The 22,595-nt window shown below is 38.6% G+C and carries 18 protein-coding genes; 3 read left to right on the plus strand and 15 right to left on the minus strand.

Annotated features, from left to right (window positions below; all coding sequences use genetic code 11):
• From PL9214_RS10610 to PL9214_RS10620, 3 genes are all read right to left on the minus strand, one after another.
• Positions 1 to 3,913: beta strand repeat-containing protein (locus tag PL9214_RS10610; protein ID WP_186440334.1), on the minus strand; the 3,913-nt coding region annotated here is incomplete at its 3' end.
• A 101-nt stretch (positions 3,914 to 4,014) separates the two neighbouring features.
• On the minus strand, positions 4,015 to 4,452 hold the full coding sequence (locus PL9214_RS10615; RefSeq protein ID WP_072718799.1) for a calcium-binding protein: 438 nt from the start codon (positions 4,450 to 4,452) through the stop codon (positions 4,015 to 4,017).
• 2 nt (positions 4,453 to 4,454) lie between these two features.
• Positions 4,455 to 6,074, minus strand: a complete 1,620-nt coding sequence (locus PL9214_RS10620) for a CHAT domain-containing protein (protein WP_139295033.1) — start codon at positions 6,072 to 6,074, stop codon at positions 4,455 to 4,457.
• On the opposite strand from PL9214_RS10620, the gene PL9214_RS31200 reads away from it, so the two are divergent.
• Positions 6,052 to 6,195 (plus strand): hypothetical protein, encoded by a 144-nt coding sequence (locus PL9214_RS31200; RefSeq protein ID WP_186440335.1) that lies wholly within the window; start codon positions 6,052 to 6,054, stop codon positions 6,193 to 6,195. The two genes, PL9214_RS10620 and PL9214_RS31200, sit on opposite strands and share 23 nt — an antisense overlap.
• Positions 6,196 to 6,322: 127 nt before the next feature.
• The gene (locus tag PL9214_RS10630) at positions 6,323 to 7,303 is read left to right on the plus strand and encodes an aldo/keto reductase (RefSeq protein WP_072718801.1); all 981 of its coding nucleotides are present in this window, start codon (positions 6,323 to 6,325) and stop codon (positions 7,301 to 7,303) included.
• A 6-nt stretch (positions 7,304 to 7,309) separates the two neighbouring features.
• On the opposite strand, the gene PL9214_RS10635 is transcribed toward PL9214_RS10630, so the two are convergent.
• The 7 genes from PL9214_RS10635 to PL9214_RS10665 all read right to left on the minus strand — a co-directional run bounded on the left by PL9214_RS10635 (position 7,310) and on the right by PL9214_RS10665 (position 12,770).
• The gene (locus tag PL9214_RS10635; protein ID WP_072718802.1) at positions 7,310 to 7,726 is read right to left on the minus strand and encodes a putative toxin-antitoxin system toxin component, PIN family; all 417 of its coding nucleotides are present in this window, start codon (positions 7,724 to 7,726) and stop codon (positions 7,310 to 7,312) included.
• Positions 7,717 to 7,974, minus strand: a complete 258-nt coding sequence (locus PL9214_RS10640; RefSeq protein WP_072718803.1) for a hypothetical protein — start codon at positions 7,972 to 7,974, stop codon at positions 7,717 to 7,719. The genes PL9214_RS10635 and PL9214_RS10640 overlap by 10 nt, the downstream gene beginning before the upstream one ends.
• Before the next feature lie 122 nt (positions 7,975 to 8,096).
• A complete protein-coding gene (locus tag PL9214_RS10645) occupies positions 8,097 to 8,312 on the minus strand; it encodes a hypothetical protein (RefSeq protein ID WP_072718804.1) in 216 nt (71 codons plus the stop codon).
• Positions 8,313 to 8,387: 75 nt separating this feature from the next.
• Complete coding sequence (locus PL9214_RS10650) at positions 8,388 to 9,428, minus strand: PDDEXK family nuclease (RefSeq protein ID WP_186440336.1); 1,041 nt, start codon at positions 9,426 to 9,428, stop codon at positions 8,388 to 8,390.
• A 76-nt stretch (positions 9,429 to 9,504) separates the two neighbouring features.
• On the minus strand, positions 9,505 to 9,822 hold the full coding sequence (locus PL9214_RS10655; RefSeq protein WP_072718806.1) for a DUF3067 family protein: 318 nt from the start codon (positions 9,820 to 9,822) through the stop codon (positions 9,505 to 9,507).
• Between the two features lie 21 nt (positions 9,823 to 9,843).
• Positions 9,844 to 11,337 (minus strand): site-2 protease family protein, encoded by a 1,494-nt coding sequence (locus tag PL9214_RS10660; protein ID WP_072718807.1) that lies wholly within the window; start codon positions 11,335 to 11,337, stop codon positions 9,844 to 9,846.
• A 140-nt stretch (positions 11,338 to 11,477) separates the two neighbouring features.
• Positions 11,478 to 12,770 carry a glycosyltransferase family protein gene (locus PL9214_RS10665; protein WP_072718808.1) on the minus strand — a complete coding sequence of 431 codons (1,293 nt, stop codon included), beginning with the start codon at positions 12,768 to 12,770 and terminating at the stop codon, positions 11,478 to 11,480.
• 492 nt (positions 12,771 to 13,262) lie between these two features.
• Here PL9214_RS10665 and PL9214_RS10670 point away from each other — a divergent pair, with 492 nt between their 5' ends.
• The gene (locus PL9214_RS10670) at positions 13,263 to 16,547 is read left to right on the plus strand and encodes an EAL domain-containing protein (RefSeq protein ID WP_072718809.1); all 3,285 of its coding nucleotides are present in this window, start codon (positions 13,263 to 13,265) and stop codon (positions 16,545 to 16,547) included.
• On the opposite strand, the gene fdhD is transcribed toward PL9214_RS10670, so the two are convergent.
• The 5 genes from fdhD to PL9214_RS10700 all read right to left on the minus strand — a co-directional run bounded on the left by fdhD (position 16,510) and on the right by PL9214_RS10700 (position 22,176).
• Positions 16,510 to 17,343 (minus strand): formate dehydrogenase accessory sulfurtransferase FdhD, encoded by an 834-nt coding sequence (gene fdhD, locus PL9214_RS10675; RefSeq protein WP_072718810.1) that lies wholly within the window; start codon positions 17,341 to 17,343, stop codon positions 16,510 to 16,512. The two genes, PL9214_RS10670 and fdhD, sit on opposite strands and share 38 nt — an antisense overlap.
• 209 nt (positions 17,344 to 17,552) lie before the next feature.
• A complete protein-coding gene (locus PL9214_RS10685) occupies positions 17,553 to 19,775 on the minus strand; it encodes an FdhF/YdeP family oxidoreductase (RefSeq protein ID WP_072718812.1) in 2,223 nt (740 codons plus the stop codon).
• Between the two features lie 78 nt (positions 19,776 to 19,853).
• Complete coding sequence (locus PL9214_RS10690; RefSeq protein WP_072718813.1) at positions 19,854 to 20,042, minus strand: CsbD family protein; 189 nt, start codon at positions 20,040 to 20,042, stop codon at positions 19,854 to 19,856.
• Positions 20,043 to 20,182: 140 nt separating this feature from the next.
• On the minus strand, positions 20,183 to 20,710 hold the full coding sequence (locus PL9214_RS10695) for a cold shock domain-containing protein (protein WP_139295034.1): 528 nt from the start codon (positions 20,708 to 20,710) through the stop codon (positions 20,183 to 20,185).
• A 74-nt stretch (positions 20,711 to 20,784) separates the two neighbouring features.
• Positions 20,785 to 22,176: an ankyrin repeat domain-containing protein gene (locus tag PL9214_RS10700; protein ID WP_072718815.1), complete on the minus strand. Its 1,392-nt coding sequence runs from the start codon at positions 22,174 to 22,176 to the stop codon at positions 20,785 to 20,787.
• Positions 22,177 to 22,595 lie beyond the last annotated feature (419 nt).

A 22,595-nucleotide genomic window follows, 5' to 3' on the forward strand; every position in this document is an offset into this window, starting at 1 on the left:
TGAGAGTAATCAGAACGTCTGATGTGGGTTGGGAGGTTAAGGCGATGCTGAAATTTCCGGTGTCTCCGGCTTCTGATGTTAGGGTGTCTGTGGTTGTCAGGTTAATCCCAATACTATCGTTATCTGTAATATTAGCTGTAACCGTATTTCCTGCTATTCCATCAACAGTAAAGGGAGTATTCGGAGCATTATAGTTGGGATCAGAACTAGAAAGAGAATGGGTGATAATACTACTATGATTTCCTTCAGCAATATTATCATTAGTGGCTGTTATATTAACAGTTTGAGGGGTTAATGCAGTAGTATCAGCAGCAAAGCTTAAGTTAAGAGGAACTCCTGCGCCTAAACCTAAATCAACTTCGGGATTTGAAGGAGTCGCAGTAATGGTAACAGGCGCAGTGGGAACAGAATTTAAGACAATATTATAAGTATCGGATAATCCACCTTCTGCAATATCCGTACTACTTCCCGTTTGAGTAATACTAACACCAGTTGTATCATCATCGGTTAAAGAAAGGGTTGCATTAGTTAGGGTTCCTAATACGCCATCTCCACTGAATCCAGTAATTTGTAAATCAATATTTTCATCTGATTCATCAATTAAATCTCCTAAAATTTCAAGGGAAACAAACGCATTAGTTTGACTGGGAATAAAACTCACTAAAAACGGCCCAGCTTTATAATCACTTCCTGCGGTTGCTGTTCCTGAAATCGCAGTGACTGTCACATCTTCTGCTACCGTAGTATCACCAGTTCTAACAATTTCTACAAGGTTAGGAGTCGTCGTAGTATTTCCTTCCGGTGTGGTGTAACTGGCTGCACTAAACTGATAGGAGGTATCATCATTTGTTAAGGTTAATGTCGTAGTTCCTTGGGTTCCAACTACTCCTGAACCACTAAATCCGGTTATCTGTAAATCCAGGGTTTCATCGGGTTCAACTCCCAAATCCCCTAAAATTTCAATGGGAACAAACGCACTGGGTTCATTGGCTACAAAACTAACTGTAAATAGTGCTGTTGTATAATCATTCCCTGCGGTTGCTGTTCCTGAAATCGCAGTAACTGTCACATCTTCTGCTACCGTAGTATCACCCGTTCTAACAATTTCTACAACATTAGGAGTCGCTGTAATATTTCCTTCTGGTGTGGTGTAAGTAATATTCCCAAAATCATAGGTTGGTGGAGGTACAATTAATGTGGCTTCTGGTGCAAAACTAGAACGTCCAAAGGCGGTATCAACCGCTTGTACACTCCAATAATAGGTTCCGTAGGGTAAATTTAATGTCCAGTTTGTATTATGATTAACATTCCCAATTTGAGGTAAAGAAGATTGAGGAGAAACAATTTCAGACCCTCCGGGTGTTGTTCCCACTCGTAAATTATAAGTTAAACCTGCTGTAGGAGTTTGATTATCAGTTGCGGGGTTCCAATTTAAGTTGAGGGTCTGGGAAGTGACAATTGTATTTAAGTTTGTGGGAGAGGTGGGAATAGTATTCGTCAGAAGAGAATTATTTTTGTAAATCTCAGATAATCCACTCCCTGTTAATAAAAGATTGAGTGTGTTATCATTATTATAATCTCCCCAAGTCGCTGAACCTTCAAGGATTGTGGGTAATTGTGTACTAATATCAACAAAAGTATTAGCACCTTCATTGCGATAAACAATAGCACTATTAGAACCTGTTACAACCAGATCGAGATCCCCATCATTATCATAATCTCCCCAAGCAATAGAACTATCGGTAACACCGACTAAAGCAGCGACTGGAGAGAAAACTCCCCCAGTATTATTATAGATTTGTGTGACTTGATTGGAAAGACTATCAATTCCCGTCAAACCCAGATCTAAGTCACCATCATTATCATAATCTCCCCAAGCTGCATCACTATGATTAACACCTGTTAAGACTGCATTAATATCAGTAAAGGTTCCACCATCATTGCGATAAATCTTTGTCAAAGTATCGGTTAAACTTTGGCCTGTGATTACAACATCTAAATCCTGATCATTATCATAATCTCCCCAAGCAACGGAACCATATTCTAAGCCAATAATGGTTGTTCCACTATCAACAAAGGTATCAGCACCTTCATTGCGATAAATTTTAGTGGTGGGAATATTGTTACTATAATCACTTCCATTAATTAAAAGATCGAGATCCCCATCATTATCGTAATCTCCCCAAGCTAAATCACTCGCGTAAAAATTAAGGAATCCAGCCCCAATATTGTTAAAAATTCCTCCATCATTTCGATAGATTTGGGCAGTCCCAACTGAGAATTCATTATATCCTGTGAACGCAATATCAAGGTCGCCATCATTGTCATAATCTCCCCAAGCAAGCGCACCACTGGAGGCTTCAGGAAGGGTTGTTGCTATGCTAAAAGTACCTGCATTATTCTGATAGAGATTAGTTGGAGAATTAACCCCTGAAATTAACACATCTAAATCACCATCATTGTCATAATCTCCCCAAACTCCATCACTACCCGTAACCCCTGTTAGTCCAGCATTTATAGGTTCAAAAGGAATAATACCCAACTTAGAAATAAAACCATCGTCAGCCCCCGCACTGGTCAGGTTGGCTGTGCCTGCATTGGGATCAAAATCTACTGTTCCACTAAAATAGCCTGTGGTATAAATATTATAGGATTCATCAAGAGTTATCCCTGTCGCGACATCTTGACCTACACCACCAAAACTTTGAGCCCAAATATAGTTGCCATTGTTATCTAACTTGGATATAAAGGTATCGTCAAGACCATTGGTCGGTAAATTAGCTGTGCCAGCACCAGGGTCAAAATCTGCTGTTCCCTGAATACTTCCAGTCGTATAAACATTTCCTGTACTATCGAGGCTGATACCAAAGCCAGTATCACTGTTGAGTCCTCCTAAATTTTTTGCCCAAACATAGTTGCCATTACTATCTAACTTGGAGACGAAGATATCGTCAGCACCATTACTGGTCAGGTTGTTAACGAGGGCTACATCTGGGTCAAAGTCTACTGTCCCATTAAAACCTCCGGTGGTGTAGACGTTCCCGGCACTATCTACGTTGATGTCACTACCAGTATCAGAAGCACTTCCCCCGAAATTTTTCGCCCAGATATAGTTACCATTGCTATCTAACTTGGATACGAAAATATCTTCAAGACCATTATTGTTAAGGTTGGCTACACCTGCACCTGGGTCAAAGTCTGCTGTCCCATTAAAATATCCAGTGGTGTAAACGTTCCCGGTACTGTCTACACTGATACCGAAAGCCCAGTCAATTCCACTTCCCCCCAAATTTTTCGCCCATAGAAAATTGCCATTACTATCTAACTTGGATATGAAGATATCAGTATTATTAGACGTGAGGTTAAATGTGCCCGCACCGGGGTCAAAGTCTACTGTCCCATCAAAATATCCAGTGGTATAGATATTTCCAGCACTATCTACACTAATGTCATAGGCAATGCTAGTCAGTCCAGGGGTGATTTGGGGAAAATTCTTCGCCCAAAGGAAGTTACCATTACTATCTAACTTAGATACGAAGACCTCAAGTCCATTGCTGGTGAGGTTGGCTGTACCTGCACCAGGGTCGAAATCTGCCGTCCCTTGAAAACCGCCTGTGGTATAGACATTCCCTGCACTATCTACGCTGATGCCATAGGCATTGTCGTTATTAGTCCCCCCTAAATTCTTTGCCCAAAGTAGGTTTCCCTGGCTATTGAGCTTGGAAATAAAGATGTCATCTAACCCATTAGTGCTGAGGTTGAATGTGCCTATTCCGGGGTCAAAGTCTGCCGTCCCATCAAAAAATCCAGTGGTGTAGACGTTTCCGGCACTGTCTACGCTGATATCACGGCTAATATCCGAGTTAATTCCCCCTAAATTCTTCGCCCAAATATAACTATTATTCTCAGCCATTTGTCCTGACTCCCCGTTTGCGATCGCAATTTATCAGTAATATTAGAAAATTGATAAGGTACAATTACGTTCCAATAGTAACAAAAGCACCCTAAAGGAATTTAGTCCTGAATGAAAAATTGATTTGCCGTTAAAGCAGGTTTATTCGTTAAGGTTAGGAATTGACCCCCAGTACCCCAACCTGACGCTGTACCATTTTGATTGTAAAATAATCCTCCGGTTGTCGTGTTATAAACAAGATCAGCAGCACTGGTCGCTGCTACAGTATCGTTAGTAACTGTGGCAAATTCACTACTAACAGAAAATCCGGTTCCTGCATTAGAAATAATTGTGTTAAAGGTGTTTTTATCTAAAACAATTTGATCAGTTTGGGAGATATTAAAATCCGTAATTGTATCAATACCCACCCCAGAAGTTGAAAAGGCAACATTAGTATCATAAACAAATTGATCAGCACCCGTACCTCCTGTCAGAGTATCATTTCCACCCCCACCATTGAGTTGATCATTTCCCTCCTGACCTTGAAAGGATGGAGTCATTTTTACAAAGGACTCCCAATTAAGGTAAAACTCGCCCAATAGTAAGGATGAACTAAGGAAAAATCATCTAAATTTCTCAGTTCTGGGGGAAGGGAAACTTTTATTTTTTCTTCAGATAAGAATAAGTGCTCAGGCTCAAAAACAGCCGTTCCTCGAAGTAAACTAATTTGTGCTTTTTGTAAAGCTTCTGCTTTGGTTGTAGTTTCGGTTAAATGGTGATAAAATCCCGTCATTAATGCCAAGGTTCCGGCATCACTAATATACCATAAACTGGCTAAAGCAGATTTTGCTCCAGAGGCGATCGCTAACCCCGCAAACCCTAATTCCGCTTGATCATCTCCAATGGCTGTCCGACAAGCAGAAAGGGTTAATAAATCTGCCGTTGGGCGACTCCACCCCATTTGCTCCATTTGATCTAAAGTTAATTTTGTATCCCATAATTGAATAAAAGAATTGGCGGGACTACCGGCTCTAAAATCTGCATGGGTGGCTAAATGAACAATGGGGGAAGGTTGCATTTTATATTGTTGTTTAAGATTTTCCAAAGTAAATTTTTCATTCAGAAAATATTCGCCTTGAGCCCGTTGTTCGGCAATGGTTTCGACTTCAACAGGTACACTGGGTAAAAAGTCTTGATCTTGAAAAATAGAAGCCCCCATTGCTAAAACGTCCGCTTGAGAAATGGAACGATAGCGAGTATCTAAAGAGCTAAAACTGGGAATCAGACTCAAGCCATATTTTTCAATTAAAAATTGACTGCCATCATGAAGGGCGGCTAAGGGAAGGGATCTTAATCCCGAATCCAAAGTTAACATGATAATATCCACTTTATTTGCCTTCAAGGTTGCCTCAAGGGGAGCAATCATCCATTGATAAAGTTGTTGGGCTGGTGGCAAATAACTGGTGGTATCTCGTTGGCGAGGAGAGGTAATTTCTTTGACAAAATTCCTGGTGGTAGCAAACAATTTTTCTGGAATGGCTTCTGGAACCGTTTTGTGAACAATTGTATTTTTTGTCACGACTACCAGTTCTAATCCTTCAGGTCGAGAATAGACATAAATGAGAGCGGATTCTTTACCCGTTTGAGCTTGCATTGACCTTAATTGATATTGCATCTCCTTTACCGTTAATTGTGTAATTGATGCGGGTTTGCCCAAATAATTGAGATATTCCAAATTCACTAATTCTTCAATTTGCGAGATCGCAGTTTCTACATTGTTAGAGTCAAAACTCTGATTAATCCCTAAACGAAGATTTTTAATTGAAGTTTCTACCAGATTAGGATTATTTACAGATGGATTTTCCAGGGTGAGTTGATTATCTGCATTCACCTGAACAACCAATCCCCCGCCTAATTCCGAAAATTCATCGTTAATTCTGGTATCAATAGAGGGTTCAATCACTAATACTTCTGCCCCCTGAATGGTAGGCAGATTTTCAACGACCGAATCAGGTTGTATCCACACCCTAGGGACAGGTTGCAGGAGGGTTTGTGTTGCTTGTTCGGTCAAGGTTTCAGGAATGGGTGTTGGTGTGGGAATGGGTGTAGCAATGGGTGTGGGAATAGGCGTGGGAATAGGGGTGGGAATGGGTGTGGGAATGGGTGTTGGGGTTGGTACCACAATTGGTGGACGGGACGGAGTGGGTGGGGAGGTGGGTACAGGCGGTGCTGGTGGCGGTGTAGAAGGGGGTTCGGGAGTTGGGGGTGGGGGGGGTATGGGGGGGACAGGCGGGGGCGTATAAGAGATTANGGGGACGTTCGATGAATGTGGGGTTTAGGTTTTGTTGTAGGGGGGTCATAAATTTTTTAATGATTGAACCGAAATAACTTAACTACTAATATAGACATTATTCTGAAAACTCAAAACCAATGGAAAGCCGTCAAACCTTAAATTTTCCTGTGATGGGATGTGGAACTTGGGCCTGGGGAAATCGCCTATTATGGGGTTATGATCCTAGTATGGATGAACAGTTACAGCAAGTCTTTAACTTGTGTGTGAGTCAGGGGGTAACGTTATTTGATACGGGAGATTCCTATGGGACGGGTAAATTAAATGGACGGAGTGAATCGCTTTTAGGACAGTTTTCTCAACAGTATCAAGGTGTTAATCAAGACCGAATTTGTATCGCTACAAAGTTAGCGCCCTATCCTTGGCGATTAACACGCAAATCGATGATTCAAGCCTGTGAAAATTCGGCCAAACGGTTAGGAAAAAATGTCGATTTAGTGCAGATGCACTGGTCTACAGCTAATTATGCTCCTTGGCAAGAATGGAATTTATTAGAAGGGTTAGGCGATTTATATGAACAGGGATTCGTTAAGGGAGTGGGATTATCCAATTATGGGCCGAAACGGTTAAAAAAAGTGTATCAAAAATTAGCAGACCGAGGAATTCCGATTTCAACTTTACAGGTACAATATTCGTTATTATCAACTTATCCGGTCAGGGAATTAGGATTAAAAGAAGTTTGTGATGAATTGGGGATTCAATTAATTGCTTATAGTCCGTTAGGGTTAGGATTATTAACAGGAAAATTCTCGGAAAATAGCCCCTTACCGAAAGGGATTCGAGGGGGATTATTTAAAAAATTATTACCGGGAATTCAACCGATTTTAGGTTGTTTGAAAGAAATTGCTGAATTTCGGTCTAAAACTGTTACCCAAGTTGCTTTAAATTGGTGTATTTGTAAAGGCACAATTCCAATTCCGGGGGCTAAAAATTTAGAGCAAGCTAAGGATAATTTAGGGGCGTTAGGATGGTCTTTAGACTCAGGAGAAGTAGCAGGGTTAGATAATGCCGTAATGCGTTCTAATCAACAAATGGTGCAGAATATTTTCCAGACTTCTTGATTTTTATCATTTCTGAGCGATTAAACTCAAAAAATCTGTTGCATTTACAATTTCAATTCCTTGATAATTATTTAAAGGAAGTAAATGTTTTTTGTCTCCAGTTACGATATAATTGGCGTGACCTATAACCGCGCATTCTAATACCATATTATCATCAGGATCAGTAATAATTACATTAAGAGTATTAGAAATGATAGCCAACTCTGAACAGTTAGCTATCATTTCGACTTCTGACTCAACTTTTTCTAACGAATAGCGAAATTTAAACTGTAGTTTTTCTCGAAACTCATCCAGAATTTCTTGACAAGTTACAGATTGAATTTGACCTAAATGAGCAAGTCGCAAACACTGATAGGGACTACCTCGTTGTGAGAGAACAGTTGCAATCAGAATATTAGTATCAAAAACAACTCTTATTGACACTTTCTATCCTCATGCAAAATATCATTAATAAAATCTAATCGTTCCTCCTCATTCATCTTATCCCAATCTTTCCCCCTTTTCCAAGCTAAAAGTCGCCCATTTTCTTCTCCATCTTTTGTAAACTGGTCGAGGGAACCCCAACGAGACTCGATTAAAAATCCGACTAATTCCGCTTGACAATAAGAAGGAAGTTGCTTGACTAAATCTAGGACTTGCTCATAAGTTAAAGTTAAGGTTGATGTTGACAATGGTTTTACCTCCAGTATATAAATTTACTATCAATAATGATTGTAGCTTTTATTTTTAATAATTGATATAATCAATATGATTAAACTTACAGTAGATTGAAGCTAAATTATCTAAAATAAAATTACTCACAACTTGCTTCCTCTCGTCGTTCTTGAATGAACTCATCAACTAAATGACGTTCAGGGTAATTAGATTTTAAAATCCCTCTTAATTTTCCTGTTGGGTTTTGGGTTTCGGTTTCTTTGGCAAGTTCTAGCAACACCATCCGTTTTTGTTCTAATGGCAATTGTTGGATCAGATCAATAATTTGTTCTGTTGTTACAGTTAAGGTGGGCATAAAGATTATTCTGAAAGATTAAATCATGATAGGGAATATGAGAAGGATATAGTATTTTTTAGTATAACACAAATATTATCTAACAGACCAATCCTCTAAAGCCATCTGGATTATACTGTCTACTGAGGTAAAATCAGAAGCATCAACTGGTCTTAACTTTTGACGAGATTTCATATATTTTCGATAATTGATATAGTAATCTTGGAAACTCTTATAAACCTCATTAATTTCTGTTGTTCTTAAAGGATAATTTAAGTAACAAGGATCATCTCTATAACAACGAGTATAAAAATCTTCAAATTTTTCAACATTGGTATAATCATCAGTACATATTCTAATTCTATCTACTCTTTTAACATTCTTAGTTACCATCGAAAAGATAGTAGGTAAATAAACATATAATGATAATTTATCTTTTGGATTTGTTTCTTCTGCGGGATCATACATAAAAGATACGCAAGTTTTATCAGTTAATAACTCACCCTTTTTATTGAATTTAGCAAAAAACATTTCTTTTGAAGAATAATTATATTGAGTCTCTAAACTCAGATCAGGACTATAGGATAGAATTTTTTGAATGATTAATAAAATCCTTTCTCTAATTTCTGGTTTATCTAACAAATATCCCTGAATAAAGGAAGGTAAAGACTCAAATAATGAATCTTCTATAATTTCAATTGGAATTTTTGATAAAATTCTATTATCAAGTTTTTTTAAAACTAAAAAATATTCTCCATTGTCGTATTGTTTGACTTCATGGGTTAATAATAAGCAATCAGGAATCATCTTTTGAGCATAATCAATAGTTGAATTATTAAAATGTGAAGCGATCGCAATTAAAAGAAATTTTTTACTAAAATCTACTCGTTTAAAATTAGGATCTTGATGAGATTCTTTTCCGAAAAAATCTTGATATCTTAATAATTGATCTATACTGGCTTTTCCTTCTCCTTTTTTAAGCTCTAAGATTGCGAGTCTACCGTCTGGGTTAACTCCTAATATATCAGAACGATTTTGTTTATTAATAAAATATTGTCTTTTAACCGGTTCTAAATTAAGTAATGGTTGGAGGTGTAACCAGATAAATTCTTCGAGTAAGGCTTCAGACTTAAGCAAAAGTTTTCCCTTGGACGACCTTAACATAATTTCGAGAATAACCTCATAAAGTATTAAGCTAACAATCAACCGCGGTTTAGAACTCCTCCACCATCCATTCTGACGATCTCCCGCCTAAATCTAGGGGAATACTAACGGCTTTTCCTAAACGAGGTTTTTCACGGGTATTGAGAATATAATGTTTCACCTGTTCAGTAGTTCCCCAACTATTCAAATAATCGGCGATCGCATTCAAATGGGCAATATATTCAGCTTCACTCAGGGGAAAAGACATTTGTTCTAAATATTTCCACATAATTTGTAGGAAGATTTTACCCCGTGTCCGTCGTAATTGTAGATCGTAGGACACGCCCCATTTATCTAATAAAAGTTGACGTAGATCTTCACCTGTCATGGTTAGATTTCCCCCCTAAGATTAACTGCCAATTCCTAACCCTCTAGCTAACCCTGGTGTCAGGGGAAATAGGGTTGCAATCATTAAAAATAAAACCAATAATCCCAAGGCGGCGCGAGTATCATCGGGTTCGGTTAATTCATTTAAACTGGGGCGTTCTAAATTCCGTTGTAAAATTAAAATTACTAAAGCCCAATACAGCGCTAAAGGATTGGCTAAAGATGCGATCGCTAATACAATAAAGGTCGCTAAGGTTGAACGTCCGGCAATTTTTCGACCATAAATCGCCTGCATAATTCGTCCCCCATCCAATTGTCCCGCAGGCATTAAATTTAAGGCGGTAATCACTAATCCAAACCACCCAATTAACGCCAAAGGATGAATATCTACGGTGGTTTGATGCAATTGTGAGCCTAAAATTGCCCGTGATAAAGTTCCGACCAAAACTGATCCTTGAAAAAATTCCGTTGGAACTTTAAATAAACTCCCTGGATGAGATAGAAATAACCCACTAATTAACATTAATAAAGATAATCCTCCGCCGGCGGCTGGCCCTGCAAAGGCGACATCAAATAAAACCGTTCTATTGGGTAAAACCGATTCAAAACGATTGAAGGCCCCAAAGGTTCCGATTTGAATCGTCGGAATAAAAAACGGCCAGCTAAATTTAATATTATAACGTTTGGCTAGGATTTGATGGGCAATTTCATGCAGCATTAAAATGGTCATAATCCCGATGGCAATTGGTAAAAGTTCAGGATAGCGATTAATATTTTCAAAAAAATCGAATCCTAATAATAAACCAGTCGCTTCAAAAATAGTACCAACTGTAATTCCCCCTAAAATAATCGCTAAAATTTTTTGAGTGGTTGAAGTGGTTGCAGGTTCATTGGTGCGGGGAAGAACAATCACAACGGGTTTTCCATCAGGATTATCCACTAAAAATAACCGTAAGCGATCGCCAATCCGTTGTTGTAATTTCGTGGATAATTGTTGATAAGCCGTTTCAGGATCACTGCGAAGATTTCCTTTAAAAATTGCCCCATCTTGATAGGGAATGGTTTCTGTGGCAAAAAACGTGTCAACGCCAAAAATTCCTTGAATAATTTTGAGATCTTCGGGAGATAAAGGAACAGGTTGCAAAGGAGAAATTGGCTCAGAAGCCGGGGGCGTGTGATGGGCTGTTTCGGATGAAGTTGAACTGTCCACAGCATCAAGTTTGGGTTCAGGGGGAGACACTGCATCTTGATTGGCGATTTCTCGGAGTTTTCGGCCAATCATTATATATAAGCCTGTGGACGCTACAAATAAGAATAAGATACTCACCACATTCAGGTAGATTCCCAGGGCTGCCAAGGTGAAAAATAGTAACCAAGGGGACATTAACGCGACGGATTGTAACCAGGATAATAAACCTAGTTTTCCGTAAGGTCTAGCGCGATAATACCCCCAACCTAGGATGCCAAGGGCAACAAAAAGAACTAGAACAGTGGTGTTATCAGATGCAGTAAACATTATTGACCTTAATTTTAAGCTTTGGGAGAGAATCTACATACATAAAAGCATATAGCAATCGGCTCTTTAGCGGTTGGGGTGTCCTAACTCCTGGGTATTCTCCCGTCAAGTCGCGCTTAATAGGAGTTCTGTGACTCGATTTAGATCGAATTTAAGGGGTTAGGACTCTTGGCCTGGGGGTTGGAATCCTCTAGGGGGATGAAGTCAGGATTGGCGGCTAAAATGGCTTTGGCTTCGGCCATATCTCGACGGGTGGCTTCCCGCAATTGTTCGCGCAGGGCGGGCATAGCAGCTAAAGCCCTTGTCCAGTCGGGAATTTGAGCAGCGGCTGGATTTTGAAAAAATTCTTCCCCAGCTTCAGCGATGACTTGTTGAAAGATATCAACTGTTGCTTCTTCTTGATGACGATCGTAATGTAAATTATTAAATCGAGCATCAACAAAATATTGACGGGTAAAATCTTGAGCTTCTCGCGTAAATTTAATTCGCAGGGTGTGAATTTGTTCACGGGTAACAACGACTCGTTCTGTTTCGATTAAGGTTCGCAAAATTGACCGCAGAACATCGGAACACATTTTGCGTAATCCTTCTTGGGAAGAGGTGCCAATCACTTGATGTTTATGATCAAAATTTCCGAGGTCAATTTGAGCAATTCTTTGAGGAGCAAGATTGCGATAGACTTCTGCTAACAACCCGATTTCTAAACCCCAATTACTCGGAATTCGAGTATTGAGAGCAATATCATTGGTGAGGGCAAATTCACCGGATAGAGGATAACGATAGGCACTTAAATAACGTAAGTAATTGTTATAACCATATAAATCCATTAAGGCGACTAATAAGGGCGTGACAAATAGACGCATGACGCGACCATGAAAGCCTCTAGGATCTCCTCCTAAACGAGCATAATAGGCTTTATTAAAAGAAATTCCCAGTTCTTTTTCTAGGAGGGGAAATAATAGTTTCAGGGGATAGGATTTATCATAAGTAATAATATCAGCATCATGAAGGGCGATGGCTTCTGCTTGTAAAGAGACTACCCCTAAACCAATCCATACCGCCCGACCTTTGCCTTTGAAACTCATCAAGTCTAAGCCTTTTTCCCGCAATTTTTCTAATAATTGATTAACTCTAGGGCTATTTTCCCAAATCACCAAAGTCGGTTGGGGTAAAACACTAAAAAAGTGAACCGCTTTTGTGTATTGTTCAAGGCTTTTAGCATATAAACAAACCACAACAGTATTCACAAACTGACAGGTTGTCAGACAATCTCGAATTCGAGTTAAAGCAGGGCGTTCTAATTCCTCATATAAAGCCGGAATCAATACAGCCGTGGGGAAAGTTTCACACAGTTGAGTGAGTCGGGCTTCCAATAAATCAAGATCACAACCAAAGTCGTGAATCGTGGTAATTAATTCTTGTTTATAGTCCATTATCGTTACCCAACTCCCAAGGCTGCAAGCCAATGATAAATTCCATCCTAACACTGAACGACAAAGACGGATACAAATTTTTACAACATAGTCTCAGGAAAGCCTCACCTAGGGTTAAGAGCTAGATGAATTAGCAGTGGATTTTAAGGCTGTTCAGGGTTTAAATTTACTCTTTAAAAAAAACTTGATTTGTGTCATACTAAAGTTAGTTTTAAAATTAATAATAGTCGGCCAAAATCCGCATCTATCATCAGGGATAAGAGGTTGAGATTCAGTCAACCGTTCAAACTCTGTTTGAGCGACCCAAACAATGGGGAGGTTCGTTGAACACTAAGGAGATAGTATCTTAATAGTTAGAAAACAGCATTCTTGAATTTATTGTGATGATTTATGTCCAGGTTTTGACTTTTAATATTCAATCGGGTATGCTTTTGTATCAGACTATACCATAAACCCAGTAAACCGCCAGAGCGATTAACCTAATCTTATATTATGCAACAGGAAGAAGCAAGTATCCTCAATCAGGATTTTGTGGCACTAGAAGAAGAATTTATTAATACTCCGGGTAGAATACAACCTCATGGTCTTTTGTTAACGTTACAAGAGCCTGATTTAAAAATTTTACAAGTCAGCAGAAATGCTTTAAGGCTGTTTGGGGTTTCTGTGTCTGCTTTTCTAAATCGACCCTTAAGCCATTTTTTAAACAAACTCCAATTTTTTCAAATCCAAGACTGTTTAATTAGCAACAATTTCCAATATTATAACCCGATTCATCTTATTTTCCATATTAAAAATAAAAGAATTATCTGTGATGGAATTCTCCATCGATATCAGGATATTGTGATTTTAGAATTAGAGCTAAATCAAGATGAAAATGTCACCTTTATCAATTTTTATCATCTGGTCAGATCCTCTGTTTGTAAGATTCAAAGTGCCACAAATTTTAAGGATTTAAGTTTATTTTTGGCTCAGGAAATACGCAAAATTAGCGAATTTGATCGCGTGATGGTCTATCAATTTGATCAAGAAAAAAATGGAGTTGTGATTGCTGAAGATAAACGACAAGATTTAGAAAGTTTTTTAGGACTTCATTATCCTCACCTAGATATTCCTGAATTTGCGAGAGACCTTTATCAGCGAAATTGGCTGCGATTATTAGTTGATATTAATCATCAACCCGTTGATATTGTGCCTCCGATTCATCCCCTAACCCAAAAACCCTTAGATTTAAGTTTTTCGGTGCTGCGTTCTGTTTCTCCCTGTCATTTAGAATATCTTAGAAATATGGGAGTTCAAGCAACCCTTTGTATTTCTTTAATTAAAAAAGAAAGCCTTTGGGGTTTAATTGCTTGTCATCATTATTCTCCTCGTTATGTCTCTTATACCATCCGTAAAGCTTGTGAATTTCTCGGGCAAGTTATGGCGGTAGAATTACCCTATAAAGAAATTAGTGAAGATTACCTCTATTACCGTGAAAAACTCAAATTAGTGCGTAAAAATTTACTGAATGCTCCTGCTTTAGAAACCTCTTTTATCCAAAGTTTAGCACAAGACCAAATTAATTTATTGAATCTAGTTAAAGCTCAAGGGGCTATGATTCGGTTTGGGGAAGATGTCATGTTAGTCGGTAAAACCCCTCCCTTAGCAGAAGTTCAAAAACTAATTGAATGGTTATCTCAATATTGCCATCAAGAAATATTTTATACGGATTGTTTGCCAAAATTGTATCCCCAAGCCGAATCTTATAAAGATTTAATCAGTGGAATTATGGCTATTTCTTTATCTCCCAATCAAAGTGAATATCATTTAATTTGGTTTAGGCCAGAAGTGATTCAAACGGTGAACTGGGCTGGAAATCCCCAAGACTCTATTGAAATTGAACAACAAGGATTGCGTCGATTAACCCCACGCCAATCCTTTGAACTCTGGAAAGAAACCGTTAAATTAAAATCCTTACCTTGGAAACCTGTTGAAATTGAAACAGCCCAAGAATTAAGAAATTCTTTGATGTTAGCCGCCTTAGAATCCAGTGAACATCAGTTAAGACAAAGCAAAGAATTAGCTCAAGTCACGTTACAATCCATTGGTGATGCCGTGATTACCACCAATAGTCAAGGACAGATTGAATCCCTCAATCCTGTTGCTGAAGAATTAACAGGTTGGTCAGTTTTAGAAGCGAAAGGTTTACCTTTAAATGATGTGTTCAAAATTTTGGATGGAAAAACCCATCTCTTCAGCGAAAATCCCGTTGAAAAAGTTTTAAAAGAAGGGTGTATTTTTGATTTTTCCGATAATGTTATTTTAAGGGGAAAGGATGGTAAAGAACGGTCAATTGATAATTCTGCGGCTCCTATCCGCAGCCGAGATGGTACGATTATTGGGGCTGTTTTAGTGTTTCGAGATGTCACCCAAGAACGAGAACTTGCAAATCGATTATCTTGGCAAGCTTGTCATGATTCCTTAACCGGATTAATAAATCGCAGTGAATTTGAAAAACAGGTGACAAAAACGTTAAAATTAGTCCGCGAATCTCCCCATCATCATGCCATTTGTTATTTAGATTTAGACCAATTTAAAATTGTCAATGATACCTGTGGACATCTAGCCGGGGATGAACTTCTACGACAATTAAGTTGTTTGTTACAAAATCAAGTCACAGAACGAGATACCTTAGCCCGTTTAGGAGGAGATGAATTTGGTTTATTGTTAAATTACTATTCCTTAGATGAAGCCCAAAAAAAAGCAGTAGATTTGTGTAATGTAGTTCGAGATTTTCGCTTTGCTTGGGACGAAAAAGTTTTTTCCATTGGAGTCAGTATTGGATTAGTACAAATCACGGATAAAACTCATGATTTAGCAACGGTTTTGAGTGCAGCAGATGCGGCTTGTTATGCAGCAAAAAATCAAGGTCGTAACCGGGTTCACCTTTATCACGCCGATGACCAAGAGTTGATTCAACAACGTCGTGAAATTCGCTGGGCGGCGCGAATTCCTCAAGCCCTAGAAGAAAATCGCTTCTGTTTATATTATCAACCTATTATGGACATTAATCCCGCGACAAAACCCCATAAACATGGTGAAGTTTTACTGCGGTTACGAGACACATCCGGTCAATTAATTTCACCGATGGCATTTATTCCAGCAGCAGAACGATATGATTTAATGAAAAGCATTGACCGTTGGGTTATTCGCACTGTTTTTCAACATTTAGAACAGCATTATCTCTCTATCCATCTCTCCGAAAATCTAGCAGAGATTCAAGAATTTTATGCGATTAACTTATCCGGGGCGAGTTTGAATAATGATGAATTTATTGAGTTTCTCTATGACCAATTTGCACAGTATAAAGTTCCTCCCCAAGTTGTTTGCTTTGAAATTACAGAAACCCTCGCTATTGCTAACCTCAAAAAAGCAGTACAACTGATACAATCTTTTAAAAGATTAGGGTGTTCTTTTGCCCTGGATGACTTTGGCAGTGGAATGTCTTCTTTTTCTTATCTAAAAACCCTGCCCATTGATTATTTAAAAATTGATGGGGGTTTTGTGAAAGATATTTTAACTGACCCCGTTGCCCGTGAAATTGTTGAAGCTATTCATCGTATTGGTCATGTGATGAAGATTAAAACGATTGCAGAATTTGTAGAAAACGATGCTATTTTAACAGAACTCAAAAAAATAGGCATTGACTATGTTCAAGGGTTTGGAATTGGCAAACCTCAACCCTTTATTCTTCCGGTTATTAAAAGCGGAGGCGAGACAAACCCGAATAAACATTAAATCGTTGACCGCGTAAAAATCCAATCAGAGTAAGATTAAACGCCTGGGCTAAACTCACCGCTAAACTACTGGGTGCAGAAACCGCACAAATGATGGGAATTTTTGCCATCAAACACTTTTGAATAATTTCAAAGCTGGTGCGTCCACTCACCATTATCATTCCTTGATTTAGAGGTAATTCATCCGCTAAAAAAGCTGACCCAATTAACTTATCTAAAGCATTATGACGTCCGACATCTTCGCGTAATTTTAATAAATTCCCCTCTGGATTAAATAACGCCGCAGCGTGTAACCCCCCGGTTTTATGAAACACACTCTGCGCCTGGTTTAATTGTTCGGGTAAATTATAGATAATATTAGCCGTAACGTGCCAATCTTCTGTTAAAATCGGACAACCTTTTTGCTCTAAAGATTCAATACTTGCTTTCCCACAAACTCCGCAGGAACTATTTGTAAAAAAATGACGTTCTAAGGATTTAAAATCAAGGTTTAATTCGGGTTTTAGGGCGACATTAACAATATTTTGTTGTTGTTCTCCATCAATATTAGGGTCAACGCAATAACTCATTTTGACAATATCAGATTTATTTTTAATCATTCCTTCACTATACAAAAATCCAGCCACTAATTCAAAATCAGCCCCAGGGGTTCGCATCGTCACTGCCAGGGTTTTGTTAGTCGGAGATAAGCGAATTTCTAAGGGTTCTTCCGTTGCTAATTCATCAAAACGAGAACGTTCTTTTCCCTCAAAAACTACCCAAATTTTTGCTTTTATTTTACTATTACCTGTATTCATAATTCCTAACTTAAAAACCCGGTTCTTTTTCCTTATATTGTAACTTTAGACCCAGGTTTAACCCTAGAAACCTAGTTTCTAAATTACCTATCTCTGTAGAATTTGTAAAACAGTCCTGTAGGGTTTGGGTAATCCAACCCAGGTGCCTAGAGGGTTTGAAAACCAAACCCCTACAATAAAATATTACAACATCGGCACAAATTTCAACATCATATTTTTTCCAGTTTAACAACAGCATTATAATCAGGAACCCCTTCAGTAGACCGTTTATCTTTATCCAATAAAATGTTTCCTTCTGGCCAATGAACTTGTAAATTTTTAGGAGTCATAGGGGCAATATAAATCCGTCCTTGATAATCTCCATAATCATTGATTAACCTGACTTTATCTCCATTATTTAAACCCAACTGTTCTGCATCAATAGGGTTGATTAATATTGCTTCTCGCATCGCCCCAGTAATAGCATCTTTGCTTTCCTGTACCATACTATTAAACTGTTTTCCCCGTCTTGTTGCTACGAAGAAATGCCCCTCTGGTAAGGTTTCAAGGGTTGGAGATAAGGAACAAAAATGAGCTTTTCCATTGGCTGTTGGAAACTGCCAACCAAAACATAAATGTGTTCCCCCATATTGAAATTGATCTCCCGCTTCTTTTAAATGTTGAATACTTGCATATTGCGGTACAACTTTGGCAATTTCTTGACGCATTTCGGCGGTGGTTTCAAAGGTTAATTGTTCGGTTAATTCAGGACGAACTCGCCGCGCTAACTCCATAAAAACTTGCCATTCTGGACGCGCTTCTCCTATCCTTGGCCCCGGAATTTCAGGACTAAAAATCACCCGTCGTTCTGTTGTGGTTTCCGTCACTCCTCCGGGTACTTCATAACGAGTTGTAGCAGGTAATATTAATACCGTTTCTCCCGGTTCTATTAACATTTGATGAGAACAAATAATATCCGCATGAACCCGCAAGGGAACCGTTTTTAAAGCGGTTTCCACAAAGTCAGGGTCTGGCATGACTTCTAAAAAATTCCCCCCAACAGAAAATAGAACATCTAGGTTATTTTCTGAAGCAGCTTGAATCATTTCTGCGGTCATTAAACCCGGTGTTTCAGGAACAGTAAACCCCCATAAATTTGAAAGTTCTGCTGCATTTTCAGGGTTAATTTTTCGCCCCCCTGGAAATACCGTTGCATAACATCCCATTTCCGCCCCCCCTTGTACCCCAGAATGTCCGCGAATGGGCATTAAACCACAGCCTTCTCGTCCCACAAATCCTTTCGTTAAGGCTAAATTAATAATGGCTTTCACATTATCTTCCCCGCATTCATGTTGAGTAATACCCATACTCCAGACAAATACCGCTTTTTCTGCTTCATGAACCATTTGAGCAAACCGGTACATTTCCTCACGGTTTGTACCCGAAACTTGCTCTAAAAATTCCCAAGATTGTTGGTCTAAATTCGCTTTTAAAGTATCAAAATCTGTGGTATAATTTTTAATGAAATTATTATCAACCCAATTCTGTTCAATTAAATGTTTAATCACCCCATTAATAAAGGCTAAATCCCCATTCAAATTAACTAGAAAGAAATCTTCAGCAAATTTAGTCCCAAATAACGCACTTTCAGGAATTGATGGAACCCAATATCGTTCCATTCCCGGTTCTCGATAGGTATTAATCACAACAATGCGAGTTCCGGCTTTTTTTGCCCAGTGTAAATATTTAACCGTAACGGGTTGATTATTGGCAACATTAGAGCCAAAAAAGACTAATAAATCCGTTCCTATCCAATCTTTATAGGAACAAGTGGTCGCCCCGACTCCTAATGTTGATTTTAAGGCTCCCGTGCTCGGAGAATGGCAAATTCTCGCCGCATTATCAATATTATTACTTCCTATCGCCCGGACTGCTTTTTGAGTCGCATAATAGGTTTCATTCACCGTCCCCCGACTGGTAATATAAAACCCTAATTTCTGCGGAGAAGTGGCTTTAATTTTTGTGGCGATTAAATCTAACGCTTCATCCCAACTAATTCTTCTAAACCCTTTATCCCCTTTATCTCGTCGCATAGGATAGGGAACTCGCCCTAATTCTCGTAATTCTGCACTACTTTTTTGTTTTAATTCCGCTACATTTTCTAATAGTTTAGGATCAAATGCAGCCATCGTATTTAACCGCAATAACCGCAGACGAACATTACACAAATGTAACCCGTCTAACGTCCAATCTTTCATCCCGGTGGTTCCCAGGGAACAGCCATCACAAACCCCGTTATTTAAGATATCCCAAGTATATGAAAATTGATCTTTATTCACCCAAGCTGCGCGAAATACTTCCCAATAATTATTCGGATATTGTTCTCCTAAACCAAAAGGTTTCCAACTCGCCCAATATTCCGGGTTCCATAATTTGTTGGGTTTTCGCAACATTCCTTTATTCCTCAATTGCGATGGATATCATTAATTTTATCCTAAAAAGGGTGAGAAAACCCACCCCTACAATGAATTTTAAAGATCTCGTGAAGCTTGATTCACTTTTTCTTTAATATTTTCAACCGAATGTTGAAATTGAGCTTCAGCTTGTTTTGCTTTTCCTTCGGCTTTATCTTGAGGATCACCCGTAATTTCACCGATGGCTTCCTGTGCTTTCCCTTCTATATTTTTAGCCGTTGCGTCCATTCTTTCTTTCATACCCATTTTGACCTTCCTTGTTGTTAAACAAAGTTTAATTTTTATAGTTATAATTGTAAAAAAATTAAAAAATATTAGCTTCTATCCCAAGATAGAAAACAGGGAACAGAACCATAAAAATAAGGAGTTATACTCAATAGGTTTAACTATCTAGGTGCTTTACGCCAACCATTTTTGATCGCCTCTGACTCTGTACAAAACCAGCGTTCTCCTTTTGATAAATCAATATCAGTTGATTCATAATCTTCCATACCTGGCAGATGATAGAATTTATTGCCTGTATTATAGGATATATTGCCTTTAATGTTACATCCGGGTTTGATAGTAGGTAGAATTATAGGAGGAGATTTGCTCAGACTACATTTTTGAATTAAAAGTAAAATTATAGCGACAATTCCTATCTTAGTAAAATTTTTGAATATACTCCCTTTGATGCGTTTATTCGAGTTTAATTCCTTTCGAGATTGAACACCTTGAATAGAAGCTTTACTCGCACTTACTTTTCCATTTGCTTCAGTTTTCTGCTCATACAAAATTATATCTCCAACTTTTGGGCGACGACTTGCACCCTTCAACGCACTAATATGCAAAAAAACCTCTTTACTCCCATCATCGGGTTTAATAAAGCCAAAACCTCGGTCATCTTTCCAGGTGGTCAGTTGCCCTTTTTTCATAACAATTTTTATATCACAGTTTCATTGAGTATAATTATAATGTATTTTGCTTTTCCCTAAACTCCAAACCTGAATTATTCTTGAGCATTTGCCTTTCTAAAGGTTTTAACAACAGATTTATAACCCTGAAATTCAGCTAACATTAAAGCGGTGTATCCGCCTTGATTTTTATCATTAATATTAGCTCCAAACTGAATTAATAATTTAACCGTTTCTTCATAACCCCGTGAAGCCGCCCACATTAACGCAGTTGAACCCGAATCATCCTTGATATTAACATCTGCTCCTCGATTTAAAAGTACCTTAACAATACTAATATCTCCCCGAATTGCTGCTTTCATTAAAGCTGTTTTTCCCTGGTCTGCACAACTATTAATATCAGCCCCAGACTCTAATAAAATCTCAATTAATTCAATATTTCCTCCTTGAATTGCAGCCGTTAATATTGTTTCTCCAAATACTTTGTAATTTAAAATATTAGGCAAATTTTCAATATTTGCTTTTTTAACTAATAACTTAAAAATCCCAGGATAACCTTGCAATATTGACACCATCAGGGGAGTATCACCCAAACGATTTTTGACATCAACCCTAGCTTTGTGATTAAGTAATAATTCCACGATTTCTATATGACCTTCAACTACTGCTAAATTTAAGGCAGTTTCTCCATCCTGATCGCTTGCATGAACATCTGCACCTGCCTCTAATAATAATTCTGCGATCGCTAAATGACCTGCTGCCGCCGCCGCCATTAATGCCGTTCCTCCATCATTATTGCTGCGATTAATATCAGCATTTGCCCCCAATAATATTCGGACTAACTCAATATTTCCCCCATCTACCGCTAACATTAATGGGGTTTCTCCATCTCGGTTACAAACATTCACATCCACCCCAGCAGCTAATAACATTTGTACCCCTTGAATGGCTTGCTGTTGTGTCGCTTGTAAAAGCACTAAACCCACATTGGGATCAGAATTTCCCGCCTTGAGCAAAGCCTCAATAATTGATAAATGCCCCTTAGACAAGGCTAATTTTAAAGCCGTATCTCGGTCTTGATCTTCAATCGTAACATCCGCCCCCGCCGTTAATAATAAATCAACCATTTCTGTATCGCCCTTCAACGCCGCCACCATTAACGCCGTACTTCCATCTTCATTTTTGGCATTAATATTCGCTCCCCCTTGAATTAACAAACGAGCCACATCTAATTGATGATGAGCCGCCGCCAACATTAAGGCTGTTATCCCATAACGTTTACTGGCATAATTAACCTCAGCCCCTCTATCCAGTAAGACCCGAACAATTTCCGTATATCCTTTCGTTGTTGCCAACATGAGGACGCTAATGCCCTCTTTATCCTTAACATTGGGATTCACACCCTTATAGAGTAAAGCACGGGTGTTAATCATATTCCCGGTTTTAACGGCATGAATCAATTGGCTGTTTTGTTTAGTTGCGCCCATGTTGGCTTTTGTGGAACAGGCATCATACCTGTTAAGTGTGTTAAATAGGGTATCAGGGTCTAACAATTGCGATCAACAATTTACCTGAATCATTTTAGACGTTTTTTTGTCTGGATAAACTTAGATATTTTTTAGTCGGCTTCTTTGAAATCCGACCACGGCTGGTGACAATCTCCGGCTTGCCGTCCTTGAGGAAATCCTCAATCGGGTAAATATACGATAGGAGCATCGCTGAAAGTTTTAGGCCTAGCTCAAATTCCTTAAAAACTTTACGGTAGCTGTCAAATTCCGGTTGTAATAGGATGCTCTCTTGGTTTGTATCATTTGAGTAGCAAACTTTAGGTATATTGAGCTTGGGTCAATTTCTGTTTCCCCGTTTTTTAGGTAGTTGTACACTGGCGCATCTTGGTACTAACACA

Source organism: Planktothrix tepida PCC 9214, from assembly GCF_900009145.1.
Lineage (GTDB): Bacteria > Cyanobacteriota > Cyanobacteriia > Cyanobacteriales > Microcoleaceae > Planktothrix > Planktothrix tepida.

Bases quoted from the DNA above. Each gene is read 5' to 3' on its own strand.
- PL9214_RS10615 (WP_072718799.1), bottom strand. From the start codon at position 4,452: ATGACTCCATCCTTTCAAGGTCAGGAGGGAAATGATCAACTCAATGGT.
- PL9214_RS31200 (WP_186440335.1), top strand. From the start codon at position 6,052: ATGGGTGTTGGGGTTGGTACCACAATTGGTGGACGGGACGGAGTGGGT.
- PL9214_RS10630 (WP_072718801.1), top strand. From the start codon at position 6,323: ATGGAAAGCCGTCAAACCTTAAATTTTCCTGTGATGGGATGTGGAACT.
- PL9214_RS10645 (WP_072718804.1), bottom strand. From the start codon at position 8,312: ATGCCCACCTTAACTGTAACAACAGAACAAATTATTGATCTGATCCAA.
- PL9214_RS10655 (WP_072718806.1), bottom strand. From the start codon at position 9,822: ATGACAGGTGAAGATCTACGTCAACTTTTATTAGATAAATGGGGCGTG.
- PL9214_RS10660 (WP_072718807.1), bottom strand. From the start codon at position 11,337: ATGTTTACTGCATCTGATAACACCACTGTTCTAGTTCTTTTTGTTGCC.
- PL9214_RS10665 (WP_072718808.1), bottom strand. From the start codon at position 12,770: ATGGACTATAAACAAGAATTAATTACCACGATTCACGACTTTGGTTGT.
- PL9214_RS10670 (WP_072718809.1), top strand. From the start codon at position 13,263: ATGCAACAGGAAGAAGCAAGTATCCTCAATCAGGATTTTGTGGCACTA.
- fdhD (WP_072718810.1), bottom strand. From the start codon at position 17,343: ATGAATACAGGTAATAGTAAAATAAAAGCAAAAATTTGGGTAGTTTTT.
- PL9214_RS10685 (WP_072718812.1), bottom strand. From the start codon at position 19,775: ATGTTGCGAAAACCCAACAAATTATGGAACCCGGAATATTGGGCGAGT.
- PL9214_RS10690 (WP_072718813.1), bottom strand. From the start codon at position 20,042: ATGGGTATGAAAGAAAGAATGGACGCAACGGCTAAAAATATAGAAGGG.
- PL9214_RS10695 (WP_139295034.1), bottom strand. From the start codon at position 20,710: ATGAAAAAAGGGCAACTGACCACCTGGAAAGATGACCGAGGTTTTGGC.
- PL9214_RS10700 (WP_072718815.1), bottom strand. From the start codon at position 22,176: ATGGGCGCAACTAAACAAAACAGCCAATTGATTCATGCCGTTAAAACC.